11 protein-coding genes and 2 pseudogenes are annotated in these 11,777 nt (G+C 69.5%); 5 read left to right on the forward strand and 8 right to left on the reverse strand.

The window, feature by feature from the left end; genetic code table 11:
• Positions 1-16: 16 nt before the first annotated feature.
• Entirely contained in the window at positions 17-1,090 is a 1,074-nt protein-coding gene (locus QQY66_RS11495; RefSeq protein WP_301979072.1) for an alpha/beta fold hydrolase, read from the reverse strand.
• Positions 1,091-1,457: 367 nt separating this feature from the next.
• Between QQY66_RS11495 and QQY66_RS11500 the strand changes: the two are divergent.
• A pseudogene (locus QQY66_RS11500) lies at positions 1,458-2,205 on the forward strand (integrase); the annotation flags it as partial.
• Positions 2,206-2,236: 31 nt separating this feature from the next.
• Positions 2,237-2,407: a hypothetical protein gene (locus tag QQY66_RS11505; RefSeq protein WP_301987764.1), complete on the forward strand. Its 171-nt coding sequence runs from the start codon at positions 2,237-2,239 to the stop codon at positions 2,405-2,407.
• 21 nt (positions 2,408-2,428) lie between these two features.
• Here the strand turns inward: QQY66_RS11505 and QQY66_RS11510 are convergent, their stop codons facing one another.
• Positions 2,429-2,686, reverse strand: a complete 258-nt coding sequence (locus QQY66_RS11510; protein ID WP_301979073.1) for a recombinase family protein — start codon at positions 2,684-2,686, stop codon at positions 2,429-2,431.
• Between the two features lie 30 nt (positions 2,687-2,716).
• Here QQY66_RS11510 and QQY66_RS11515 point away from each other — a divergent pair.
• Positions 2,717-2,902, forward strand: a pseudogene (locus QQY66_RS11515) (MBL fold metallo-hydrolase); the annotation flags it as partial.
• 261 nt (positions 2,903-3,163) lie between these two features.
• Here the strand turns inward: QQY66_RS11515 and aroQ are convergent.
• Entirely contained in the window at positions 3,164-3,637 is a 474-nt protein-coding gene (gene aroQ, locus QQY66_RS11520) for a type II 3-dehydroquinate dehydratase (RefSeq protein WP_301979074.1), read from the reverse strand.
• A gap of 102 nt (positions 3,638-3,739) precedes the next feature.
• Here aroQ and QQY66_RS11525 point away from each other — a divergent pair, with 102 nt between their 5' ends.
• Entirely contained in the window at positions 3,740-4,783 is a 1,044-nt protein-coding gene (locus QQY66_RS11525; protein ID WP_301979075.1) for a S66 peptidase family protein, read from the forward strand.
• A 62-nt stretch (positions 4,784-4,845) separates the two neighbouring features.
• Positions 4,846-6,150 (forward strand): MFS transporter, encoded by a 1,305-nt coding sequence (locus tag QQY66_RS11530; protein ID WP_301979076.1) that lies wholly within the window; start codon positions 4,846-4,848, stop codon positions 6,148-6,150.
• Between the two features lie 57 nt (positions 6,151-6,207).
• Here the strand turns inward: QQY66_RS11530 and QQY66_RS11535 are convergent, their stop codons facing one another.
• The 5 genes from QQY66_RS11535 to QQY66_RS11555 all read right to left on the reverse strand — a co-directional run bounded on the left by QQY66_RS11535 (position 6,208) and on the right by QQY66_RS11555 (position 11,655).
• Complete coding sequence (locus QQY66_RS11535) at positions 6,208-7,308, reverse strand: calcium:proton antiporter (RefSeq protein WP_301979077.1); 1,101 nt, start codon at positions 7,306-7,308, stop codon at positions 6,208-6,210.
• Positions 7,309-7,407: 99 nt separating this feature from the next.
• Positions 7,408-7,710, reverse strand: a complete 303-nt coding sequence (locus QQY66_RS11540) for a hypothetical protein (RefSeq protein ID WP_301979078.1) — start codon at positions 7,708-7,710, stop codon at positions 7,408-7,410.
• Between the two features lie 131 nt (positions 7,711-7,841).
• Positions 7,842-8,843 carry a TerC/Alx family metal homeostasis membrane protein gene (locus QQY66_RS11545; RefSeq protein WP_301979079.1) on the reverse strand — a complete coding sequence of 334 codons (1,002 nt, stop codon included), beginning with the start codon at positions 8,841-8,843 and terminating at the stop codon, positions 7,842-7,844.
• 221 nt (positions 8,844-9,064) lie between these two features.
• The gene (locus QQY66_RS11550) at positions 9,065-11,026 is read right to left on the reverse strand and encodes a TerD family protein (protein WP_301979080.1); all 1,962 of its coding nucleotides are present in this window, start codon (positions 11,024-11,026) and stop codon (positions 9,065-9,067) included.
• 50 nt (positions 11,027-11,076) lie between these two features.
• Positions 11,077-11,655 (reverse strand): TerD family protein, encoded by a 579-nt coding sequence (locus QQY66_RS11555; protein WP_301979081.1) that lies wholly within the window; start codon positions 11,653-11,655, stop codon positions 11,077-11,079.
• Positions 11,656-11,777 lie beyond the last annotated feature (122 nt).

Consider the following 11,777-nt stretch of genomic DNA (forward strand, 5'->3'; position numbering starts at 1 on the left):
GACCGCCCCGAAACCTTTACCGGAGCTGGTCGCGGAGCCACTGCAGGCTCCAGGGGACGATCTCCTGGGCCTTCTGCATGGCGCAGTGGGTGGCGTTCGGGACGAGGCGGACGACGGTGTTCGGGCGGGACTCGAGCGGCCTGGAGTCGTCGGCCGGGACGTGCTGGTCCTGGTCTCCGTTGACGTAGAGCAGCGGTACGGGGTCGCTGCCCCAGTCGTCCAGGAGCCCCTGCGTACGCAGTGAGAAGGCGGCCATGGCGGCCTGGAGTTCGGTGAGGCTCGGCTCGGCGTCCAGCCGCAGGGAGTTGCCGAAGATGCCGGGCATGCCGAATCGGAGCCGGGCGGCGGCCCCGGGAGAGAAGGCGGTGTCGATGAGCCCGCCGATGCTCACCGCGGCGTCGACCATCCGGCGCAGCGCCAGCTTGATCGTCCAGTGCCCGCCGAAGCTGAAGCCGACGGTCCCCACCTTGCGCGCCTCGGGAAAGCGGCGGCGCAGCCAGTCCAGGACGTTGCCGACGTACAGCTCTCCGTCGGGTCCGCTGGCTACCGGCGATTCCCCGGTGCCGGCCATGTCGACGGTGGCCACCCGCGCGCCGACCAGGCGAGCCGTCGCGAGCGCGGTGGCGTGCACCTCGACCTTCCAGGTGTCCACGCCGCTGAAGACCAGCACGATCGGGGCGTCCGCGGGCAGGTTCTCGGGGACGTAGAGGTGGGTGGGGACCTGCACGGTTTCTCCGCGGAAGTCCACGTCGATCACGTGGCGCTCGAAGGGCACCTCGAAGTGCGACGAGGCCTCCAGGAAGGTGCGCAGGTGGTTCTCGTATGCCCGGGTGTGCGCCGCGTTGCCGCCCAGGACCGGGAACTTGGCGATCCCGTACAGGTGGCTGGCCTTCAGCAGATCACCGTCCTTCTCGGCCTGCTCGGCGAGGAGGGACCACTCGTGCACCCAGCCCCCGGGGCCCTCGGCCCACAGGTCGCTGATGCGACGGGACATCTCCTCCAGAACAGCGTCCTCGGTACCCCCGAACCGCCACTGGGGCGCGCGCTCCTCGATGAGTTCTGCGGGGTCTACGGCGAAGGTGAACGGCATGGTGCGGCCTCCAGACGGTGAGACGGCGGAGCGGTCATGTGCGCCCCACCTCTAATCATGCACCGTAATGCAATAATGCATCAGTGATGCATTTGCAGAAACGCTCAGTCGCCCGCATCAGGCATCTCGTCGAGTGACACGCGCGCGAATGGCCTTGTTGGGTCGGGGGCGGGACGCCGTGCGTCCTTGCGGGCGTCGGTCTTCCCGTCCCCGCCCGCCGAACCCGCCGTGCGAGTTGGCCCCGCAACGGTGCGCCTGCCGACAAACTCATCCGTCCTGGTGGGGCTGGTGTACGGGCGGTGTCGAGCGCGGGCGCTTGGGCGGGTGCTCTGGGCACCTGGTGAGCGGTCGGGCAGGATGATCTGTCGTGCTGCTTCGACTTGCCTGTCTGCGTGTGACGAACGCGTTCGCGATGCTGCGCCTGCTGCCGATGAGCGACCATGGCAAGGACATCGAGATCCTCGCGCTGCGTCATCAGATCACGGTGCTGGAACGCCAACTCGGCCGGGATCGGGTGCGGTTCGCCCCGAGTGACCGGGCGTTCCTGGCCGCGCTGCTGCACCGGCTCCCGCGCGGTGTGCTGCGCCGGGCACGGCTGCTGGTGCGCCCGGACACCGTGCTGCGCTGGCACCGTGACCTGGTCTCGCGCCGCCACGCGGCCCGTTCCCGGCCGGGGCGTGCGGGTCGGCCGCGTACCGTGCGCTCGATCCGCGTTCTCGTGCTGCGTCCGGCGCGGGAGAATCCCGGGTGGGGCTACCGGCGCATCCACGGCGAGCTGCTCGTTGTGGGCGTGCAGGTGGCCGCCGCCTCCACCGTGTGGGAGATCCTGAAGGAGGCGGGGATCGCCCCGGCACCCGAGCGGGATTCCACCACCTGGACGGACTTTCTGCGCTCCCAGGCCGACGCCGCTGGCGTGTGACTTCTTCGAGACGGTCACCCTGACCGGGGCATGGCTGTACGTGCTCGCGGTGATCAGGCACGCCGGCCGGCGCATCTGCGTCCTGGGCACGACGGCGCACCCGACCGCCTCCTGGGCGGCGCAGGCCGCCAGGAACCTCGTCATGGACCTCGAGGATGCCGGCTGCCGGGCCCGGTTCATGATCCGCGACCGCGATCTGATGGCGCGGAGCCAGGACCTCCACGTTCATGTCCCGATCGCTCATCGGCAGCAGCCGCAACATCGCGAAGACGCTCGCCATGCCCAGGTATGCCAGTCGCAGCAGCATGGCCGGTCATCATGCCTGGGTGATCGCCAGGCGTACCAGCGTGGTCGACGCCGGCGAAGCGGCCGACATCCCGCGAACCGTCGCGCACTGACTCCGAACAGCGCGGATCACGCTATCGGCAAGGGCAGGGTTGCTGGGCCGCGGCGATGGCGGCCTCCATAAGCGCGTCGTACTTCGGGCGCTCGGTCCCTGAGTGGGCGCTGATGTCGTTTTCGACGTACTCGGCGCCGATCTCCCAGACGTTGCCGGCAGCGAAGGCTCGGGGGTCGTCCATCTGTCGGTCGACACCGCACTTCAGGTCGCGGGGGTCCTCGCTGATACGGGCGTACAGAAACGCCACGGTGCGGGCGGGGGCAAGGTTGGCGGTCACATTTGCTGTGTTACCCGGTGAGCTTTGGTGTTCCCGGGCGGCGTGGGCAACACGCGCAAGGACCCGAAGGCGTTCGCCAGCCTGATCCACGATGTCGAGACGAAGATCTTCGACGCCCTCCCGGACGAGACCTGGGTCTACCCGGGGCACGGCAACGACACGACCCTGGGCGCGGAGCGACCGCATCTGCCGGAGTGGCACGCGCGCGGGTGGTGAGGTGGTGAGGACAGGCGTGGAGGGCGCGCGCACCCCGTGTGAACCTTTCACACGCGCCGGAGCCCTGCGCACGCTCCCGGCGTACGTGGTTGCGCAGTCAACTGGAGACAGCCCCGCGCAGGATGACGGCTCCTGCGTGGCACGGGCCGCCGGTCCTTCGATACCCGCCCTCGGCCGGCGGCCCCGGCGTATGCCTCACTCGGGGTGCCGCGATCGTGGAAGGGGGGCGGAGGTAAGTGGCAGGCGCCTGGCTGACGGGACTTACGCCTCGGTCTGCGCCGCGCCGACGAGCGCGGCGACCCGCTCCACGCCGAACACATACCCCTGAACCCCGCAGCCCGCGATGACCCCGTTGGCGCGCAGCGAGACATACGAGTGGTGCCGGAACGACTCGCGCTGGTGGATGTTGGAGATGTGGACCTCCAACACCGGCATGCCGTCACAGGTGTTGAGTGCGTCCAGAATCGCTACCGACGTGTGCGAGTAGGCGCCGGGGTTGATCACGATGCCGCAGTGGTTCAGCCGCGCCTCGTGGATCCAGTCGACCAACTCACCCTCGTGGTTGGACTGCCGGAAGTCCACCGTGCCGCCGTGCGCTGCCGCCGCCTTGGCGCACATCGCCTCGATGTCGGCGAGCGTGTCGGAGCCGTAGATCTCCGGCTGGCGCTGGCCGAGCAGGTTCAGGTTGGGGCCGTTGAGGATCATGATCGGGGCGTTGGCCAGGGTGCGGGGCACGGTTCCTCCGGTCCGTTACGGGTGGGCGATCCGTCGAGGACCGCTGCTCGGACCCGGTTTATCACGGTGCACCGGCAGCGCGACCGGCCCTACCCTCCCTGGATGACGATCTCGTACCCGCCCAAGCCGGCGCCGGGTGACCGTATCGCCGTGATCTCGCCGTCCGCCGGTCTCGCCGGGCTCTTCCCGCGCCCGTACGAACTGGGCCTGGAGCGGCTGCGCAAGGAGTTCGGCCTTGAACCGGTCGAGTATCCGGCGACCCGGAAGATGGGCTCGACGCCCCAGGAGCGCGCCGACGACATCCACGCGGCCTTCTCCGACCCTGACATCAAGGCAGTCATCGCCTCGATCGGCGGCGACGACCAGATCACCGTACTGCCGCTGCTGGACCGGGAGTTGATCCGGGCGAACCCGAAGCCGTTCTTCGGGATGAGCGACAACACGAACCTGCTCGCGTATCTGCACAACACGGGGATCGCCGGCTACCACGGCGCGTCCGTGATGGTCGAGCTGGGCCGTCCCGGCGCCATGCACCCGCAGACCGCCGACTCCCTGCGGGCAGCGCTGTTCACCTCGGGCGAGTATGAACTGCGGCCCGCCGAGCACTGGCGGGACATCGACCGCGACTGGGCCGATCCGGCGACCTTCGAGGCGGAACCGGAGACCCGGCCGGGCACCGGATGGACCTGGCGGAACGCCGACCAGGTGGTCGAGGGCCGCAGTTGGGGCGGCTGCTTGGAGATCCTCGGCTGGCTGCTGATGGCCGACCGGGAGATCTCGCACGACCTCACGGAGTACGACGGCGGAGTGCTGCTGCTGGAGACCTCGGAGGATTTGCCGGGCAGCGACGAGGTCTTCCGCACCCTGCGGAACATGGGCGAGCGCGGGCTGCTCCAGCGGTTCGCCGCGCTCCTGATGGGGCGCCCCAAGACGTGGTCCTTCGCGCGCCCCAACAGCCCGGAGGAGAGCGCGCGTTACGCGGCCGGGCAGCGCGAAGCGGTGGTGCGGGCGCTGGAGGCGTACGCCCCTGATCTTCCGGTGGTCTTCGATGTGGACTTCGGGCACACCGATCCGCAACTCGTCATTCCTTATGGAGGCACGATCCGCGTCGACGGCCCGGCCCGGCGCATCACGGTGACGTACTGAGGCACGTCCCGCGCCACCGCGCGCTCCCGTAACCGTTGATCACCGTGGGTAGTTGACGCGGCATGCACGACGTACGCACCGTAAGGGCACCCTCCATGCTGCGGCTCGCGACCGCCTCACTCGCCGGGACGGCCATCGAGTTCTACGACTTCTTCGTCTACGGGACCGCGGCGGCGCTGGTCCTGGGGCCACTGTTCTTCCCGACGTTCTCACCAGTGGCTGGGACGCTGGCCGCGTTCGGCACGTTCGGCGTGGGGTTCGTCGCCCGGCCGCTCGGCTCGGTGCTGTTCGGGCACATCGGGGACCGGCACGGCAGACGTCCGGTCCTCGTCGCGTCGCTGCTCCTCACCGGCGCTTCCACGGTCGCGGTCGGCTGCGTGCCGACGTACGACACGATCGGTGTGGCCGCTCCCGTGCTGCTCCTCGTTCTGCGGTTTCTGCAGGGGCTCGGGCTCGGCGGGGAGTGGGGCGGGGCCGTGCTGCTGACGGCGGAGCACGCGCCCGCCGAACGGCGCGGGCTGTGGTCGAGCTTTCCGCAGGTCGGGCCGGCGCTGGGGTTCCTGCTCGCCAATGGCGTGATGCTGGCCCTGTCGGCGACGCTGACCGACGCGCAGTTCGCGAGCTGGGGGTGGCGGGTGCCGTTCTGGGCGGCCGGAGTGCTCGCCGTGGCGGGCCTTTGGCTGCGCTCCTCCCTCACCGAGAGCCCCAGCTTCCTCGAAATCGACGACCACGCGCGCGTGCCGCTCGCGGAAGTGGTGCGCGACCACTGGAGGCTCGTCCTGCTGACCGCCGGTGCGCTCGCGGTGGGGTACGCGATCTTCTACGCCGTCACGACCTGGTCGCTCGCCTATGCGACGGAGCGGCTCGGGGTGAGCCGTACCGTCATGCTGACCTGCATCATGGCCGCGGTGGTGGTGAAGGGAGCCCTCACGCCAGTAGCGGCGCTGCTGGGCGACCGCTGCGGCCGACGGCCCCTGTGCCTTGCGGGGTGCGCTGCCGCCGCCCTGTGGATGTTCCCGATGGTCGCGCTGCTCGCCACGGGGGCGCCGCTGCTGATGTTCCTCGGCTTCCTGGGGGCGATGCTGGCGTTCATCACGATGTTCGCCGTGATCGCCGCGTATCTGCCGGAGCTGTACGAGCCGCGGGTGCGTTGCACCGGCGCCGCGGTGGGCTACAACCTCGGCGGGGTCCTCGGCGGCGCGCTGACCCCGATCGTGGCGACCGCGCTGGCCGAGCAGAGCGGCCGTGTGCCGTGGGGCGTGGCCGCGTATCTGACGGGGATCGCGCTGCTCAGCCTGGGGTGCTTCGCGCTGCTGCCGGAGACGCGCCCGGTGCGCGTGGTGGCGAAGGAAGCTGCTGTGGGATGACGGATGGCGCGTAATCGCTTGCGCAAGCGATTACGCGCCATGAGTCGATGAATCGTGTTATGGATTGATCGCCAGCTCCAAGTACGCCGCGAACAGCACCAGATGAACCCCTCCTTGGAGTGGCGTGGCCCGTCCTGGCACGACCGTCAGGGAGCTCACCACCACGGTCAGTGCGAGGAGCACCATGTGGGTGGAGCCGAGGCCGAGGACCAGCGGCCCGGACAGCCAGACCGACGCCAGCGCGACGGAGGGGATGGTCAGGCCGATGCTGGCGATCGCAGAGCCGAGCCCGAGGTTCAGGCTGGTCTGCACCCGGTCGCGGCTGGCGGAGCGCAGCGCGGCGATGGTCTCGGGAAGCAGCACGAGCAGCGCGATGATCACACCCACGACGGCGTGGTGCAGTCCGGCGGCGGCAACGCCGGACTCGATGGTCGGCGACACCCCCTTGGCCAGGCCGACCACGCCGATCAGGGCGAGGCCGAGCAGTCCCAGGCTGATCCCGGCGGCATGGGCGGACGGCGCGTCCGCGTGGTCGTCGGCGGTGATCACCTCGCCCTGCCGGGTGATCGGGAGGAAGTAGTCACGGTGCCGCACGGTCTGGGTGGCGACGAACAGGCCGTACAGGATCAGTGAGGAGAGCGCGGCGAAGGTCAGTTGGACGCCGGAGAACTCGGGGCCGGGCCTGCTCGTGGTGAAGGTCGGCAGGACCAGGCTGAGCGTGGACAGCGTGGCGACCGTCGCGAGAGCGGCGCCGGTGCCCTCGGGGTTGAAGACGGCCGTGCCGTGACGGATCGAGGCGACCAGGAGGCACAGGCCGACGATGCCGTTGCAGGTGATCATCACGGCCGCGAAGACCGTGTCCCGGGCGAGGGTGGAACTCTTGTCGCCGCCGTCCGCCATCAAGGTGACGATCAAGGCAACCTCGATGATCGTGACGGCGACGGCGAGAACGAGGGAGCCGAAGGGCTCCCCGACCCGGTGGGCGACGACTTCGGCATGGTGGACGGCGGCCAGTACGGCGCCGGCGAGCACCAGCGTCACCACGGCGACGACAGCGCCGGGCAGGTCTCGCCCCCAGGTGAGAATCAGCAGGATCGCGGCGAGCACCGGCACGAGGAGCGTCCACTGTGTCGTGAGCGACCTGAGCCGAGCGATCATGCGGTGATCGTTACAGACCAGAACAGGCCACGCATTCCGGTCCTGCCGCCCGTCCGGGCCCCGCGCTCCGACCCTGCGGGGCCCTTCCGGGCCGCCGGGCTACTTGAGCTCGCGCATGTCCAGCACGTCGCAGTCGGTGTAGGTGCGTTCACCGATGCTCAACGCGCCCAGCTGCTCCGCCAACTTGGTCGTCTCCGGGTCTTCGCTGTTGCGCATGGCGTCGTCGTACGAGTCGAACTCGAGCACGGCGAGGTAGCGGCGGGGGTTGTCGCGGTCCTTCAGGAGCATGCGGTGTGTGGGGCCGCCGGCTTTGCCCGCGTTGCGCTGGGCGAACTCCTGGAGCTGTTGCTCCATTTCCTCAAGGCGCTCGGTCTCGAAGCCGATGATCTGCACGAACTTCATGGGTGCCTCCACCCGGACGCGGCGTCCCCGGGGCGGGGAACACGCTCAAGACCCAAACAAGCACCGGGAGCGGTGCCCGGCAATTCGCCGCGCACTGCTCCCGGTGATGGTTGTTTCTACGCCCGAAGCGGTCAGGCTTCGATGTCGGCCTTCGGAGCGCCTTCGGCCTCCTTCTGCGCCTCCTCGGCCGCCGCCTGCTTCTTCGACGCCCGCAGGCTGGTGATCGTGGTGACGATCAGGACGGAGCAGATCACGCCGAGCGAGACCGGGATGCTGATCTCCGGGACGTGGACGCCGGACTCGTGCAGCGCGTGCAGCACCAGCTTGACGCCGATGAAGCCGAGGATGATCGACAGGCCGTAGCTGAGGTGGACCAGCTTCTTCAGCAGGCCGCCGAGAAGGAAGTACAGCTGCCGCAGACCCATCAGCGCGAAGGCGTTGGCCGTGAAGACGATGTACGGGTCCTGGGTCAGGCCGAAGATCGCGGGGATCGAGTCGACCGCGAAGAGCACGTCCGTCATACCGATCGCGAGCATCACGACCAGCATCGGCGTCATGACGCGCTTGCCGTTCTGCTCGACCCACAGTTTGGTGCCGTGGTAGCGGTCGGCCACACCGAAGCGCCTCTCGGCGGCCTTGAGCAGCTTGTTCTCCTCCCAGTCCTCCTCGGGCTCGTCGGCCCTGGCCTCCTGGATCAGCTTCCAGGCGGTGTAGATCAAGAAGGCGCCGAAGACGTAGAAGATCCAGAAGAAGCTGGAGATCATCGCGGCCCCCGCAGCGATGAAGATCGCGCGGAGCGCGAGGGCTACCAGGACGCCGACGAGGAGCACTCGCTGCTGGTACTGCGAGGGCACCGCGAACTTCGCCATGATCAGGACGAAGACAAAGAGGTTGTCGACGCTCAGCGACTTCTCGGTGATGAAGCCCGCGAAGAACTCGCCGGCGGGTTGGCCGCCGCCGAAGACGAGCAGTCCGAGTCCGAAGAGAACGGCCAGGACGATCCAGACGACCGTCCAGATTCCGGCTTCCTTGATCGATACGTCGTGCGGCTTGCGGCCGATGAAGAAGTCGACCGCGATCAGGGCGGCAAGCCCCACGATGGTCAGGACCCACAGGGTCACGGAAACATCCACTGCGCCTCCGGCAGTACGTAACGGCAAATGTCAGCGTCGTCGCTGCCGGAGGTCTCTTCCACCCAAGTGGGCCGACGCCCCGGGATCTGGCCTGATCCGTATTGACGGGTACGCCGCAGTAGACAGGGAGTACTCCCCTCCGCACGAAAAACAGTACCCAATCACCAAGGAAAGGTAAAGCGCTTGGCAAAAGAAAGGCCAAAACACCTGGTCAGATGGCTTTACCTGTGCTTGGTGCGGGCTATGGCGACCTGGGTGAGCACCTGCTGAAGCACCTGGCTGCCGTGCGGTACGAGGCACGGCTCGTATGTCCACGCATGCCCGACCCACGGGTCGGCGAGGTGGTCGTCGGGTACCGGGGTGAGTCGCATCAGCGAACGCCACAGCGGGTCGAGCAACGGGCCGTAGCCGGCGGCCTCCTCGCGATCAGCGACCATCATCAGATGGACGCCGACGGCCGGTCCCTCGTCCGCGAGGTAGCGCAACTGAGTCACGGCCCGGTCGTCGAAGCCGTGCGGGAAGTCATTGACGATGAGCAGTTGCTCGGAGGTGTCGAGGCCGGGCGGGAGCGAGTCGGCCGCGCCGCCGCGCACCGCCATCTGCACCAGGTCGACGCGCTGGGTGAGCCGGGCGAGGACGTCCGACACACCGGCCGCCCCGATGGCGGGCGGCGCGGCGAGCACGCCGGTCTGCACGAGCGGTGCGAGCGCCTGAGCTCCCGAACCGGCGGGGTCGATGGCATGCACGGTGAACTCACCCGCCGGATAGACCGCGAGCAGCCGGGCCGCATGCGCCACCGCCGTCTCCATGGCCAACCGCCGCAGGTCATGGGAGTCGCTGTACACACCCTCGAGCGATCCGGACGGGCCGCTGTCGATCCACAGGCCCCGCTCCAGCGGCAGCCTGACCAGCATGGGTATGCGCAGCTCGGGACACTCGGGCAGATGCAGGTCGCCGAGGCGCAGGGCCATGGGGATCTCCATCGGCACCCGGTAGCCGTGCCAGACCGGATTGTCCCAGCGGGCGAACGCCAAGGGCAGCGCCGGCTCGACGACTTCGATCTCGGCGGTGAGCTGTGCGAGGTCCCGGTCGAGGACCGTCCTGGCCTGGTCGACGAGCTGAGTGTGCTTGGCCCGTGCGGCCTGACGGGCGGCGTCTCCCTGTCCCCCGATCCGGCTGCGCGGGTCGGACAGGACCTGGTCGAGTTCCTTCTCCATCCGCGAGTCGGCGAAGTCGACGGCGCTGCGGTAGGCGGCCGTGGTGCGGGCCAGGTCCTCGAACATGCCCCAGACCTGGTTGTAGAGCCGCTCCTCCATGGACCAGCCGGTCGCGTCACCCGCGACGGGCCGGGCGGGCTGCCCCGGCTGGGCCGGGGGTGCGGCCGGCGGGGGCGGGGGCGGAGCCGCGTTCTGCCGGCCGGGATGGCTGTAGTCAATCGGGCCGCCGACGCCGGACGCGGACGGCTGGGTGGCGGCCGAGGGGTCCACCGATCCGGCGGGGTACCCCTGCCGGGGCTCCTGGGCGCCCTGAGCGCCGTACGGAGAGCCGGTCTGGTCCGGGCCGAGGGCCGGTGCGGCCGCCTGCCGGGAGCGGTCGCCGTCCGAGGTGCGCGGTGCCTGCACCGAGCGGGCCACGCCCTGGGCCACCGCCTCGTTGATGCCACCGGCGAGCTGGTGGGCCTGGGGCAGGCCCTGGTCGGCGAGAAGCTCGGCGAGGCCGCCGGCGTACCCCTGGCCGACGGCACGCACCTTCCAGGCGCCCTGCCTGCGGTACAACTCCAGGGCGACGACGGCCGACTCGGCCTCCAGGCCGGTGATGGTGTAGCTGGCGATCTCGGTGCCGTCGAGGCCGGTGACCGCGACGAAGGGCGCGGCCACGGCGCCGAACTGGACCGGGCCTCCCACACCGGAGGGCAGGGCGAGCAGCACACTGATCCGGTGCACGGCCTCCGGCATGGCGCCGAGGTCCACCGCGAGGCGATGGTCGGCGGCCGCCTGCCGGGAGACCTCCAGGCCCGGCAGGGTGGGTGTGCCCGGGTGGGCCACCCACTCGACGCCCTGCACCTTGCCGCGCTCGTCGCTGAGCGTGGCTCCGGCGACGATCGGCTTGCCGGCCGAGACCCGGATCTCGAGGCGGGCCTGGGAGAGCGGGTGGTTCTGCCCCCGCACCAACTCGGCCGTCATGCCTGCGTCCCCCTGTGCTTCATCGTGTCGTGTGCCGCCCGCCGGGCGCGTTACAGGTGCGGCAGGATCGCCGGCATGAGGTCCTGGAAGGTGCGGCCGTTGGCCTGGGTGCCCAGGGCCGTCATCGTCCAGCCCGGGCCCGTACGGTGCACCTTCGCCATGATCTGGGCCGTGTAGGCGCCGCCACCGGCGAGCGTGTAGCGCGCGAGCTCCTGGCCGTTGGTCTCGTCGACCAGGCGGCAGAACGCGTTCTGCACTTCCTGGAAGGTCTGGCCCGTGAAGGAGTTCACGGTGAAGACGATCTGGTCGATGTGGACCGGGATGCGGGCCAGGTCGACGAGGATCGCCTCGTCGTCGCCGCCCTGGCCGACACCGCCGACCAGGTTGTCACCGGTGTGCCGCACCGAGCCGTCGTCGCTCACCAGGTGGCGGAAGAAGACGACGTCGACCGGCTGCTTGTCCGCGAACAGCACCGCGGAGGCGTCGAGGTCGATCTCTCGCGTGCGCGAGCCGAACAGGCCGCGCCGGGGAGCTGCCTGCCAGCCGAGACCCATGCGCACCGAAGTCAGGCTGCCGCCGTCGTTCTTCTGCAGACTGATGGCCTGACCCTTGGTCATGTTGACGGTCACGCGCTGATTCCCCTCTCGAGCTGTCCCCTGTTGCCGCGGAGTCCGCGGATGACGTGAACCCTACGCAGAGCCACTGACAGTGACGTACCCCGGTCCGCACTTTGTGTCGGTCTTGCAACACA

The organism is Streptomyces sp. DG2A-72, from assembly GCF_030499575.1.
Taxonomy (GTDB): domain Bacteria; phylum Actinomycetota; class Actinomycetes; order Streptomycetales; family Streptomycetaceae; genus Streptomyces.

Bases quoted from the DNA above. Each gene is read 5' to 3' on its own strand.
- QQY66_RS11495 (WP_301979072.1), bottom strand. From the start codon at position 1,090: ATGCCGTTCACCTTCGCCGTAGACCCCGCAGAACTCATCGAGGAGCGC.
- QQY66_RS11505 (WP_301987764.1), top strand. From the start codon at position 2,237: ATGTCCCGATCGCTCATCGGCAGCAGCCGCAACATCGCGAAGACGCTC.
- QQY66_RS11550 (WP_301979080.1), bottom strand. From the start codon at position 11,026: ATGACGGCCGAGTTGGTGCGGGGGCAGAACCACCCGCTCTCCCAGGCC.
- QQY66_RS11540 (WP_301979078.1), bottom strand. From the start codon at position 7,710: ATGAAGTTCGTGCAGATCATCGGCTTCGAGACCGAGCGCCTTGAGGAA.
- QQY66_RS11530 (WP_301979076.1), top strand. From the start codon at position 4,846: ATGCACGACGTACGCACCGTAAGGGCACCCTCCATGCTGCGGCTCGCG.
- QQY66_RS11525 (WP_301979075.1), top strand. From the start codon at position 3,740: ATGACGATCTCGTACCCGCCCAAGCCGGCGCCGGGTGACCGTATCGCC.
- QQY66_RS11535 (WP_301979077.1), bottom strand. From the start codon at position 7,308: ATGATCGCTCGGCTCAGGTCGCTCACGACACAGTGGACGCTCCTCGTG.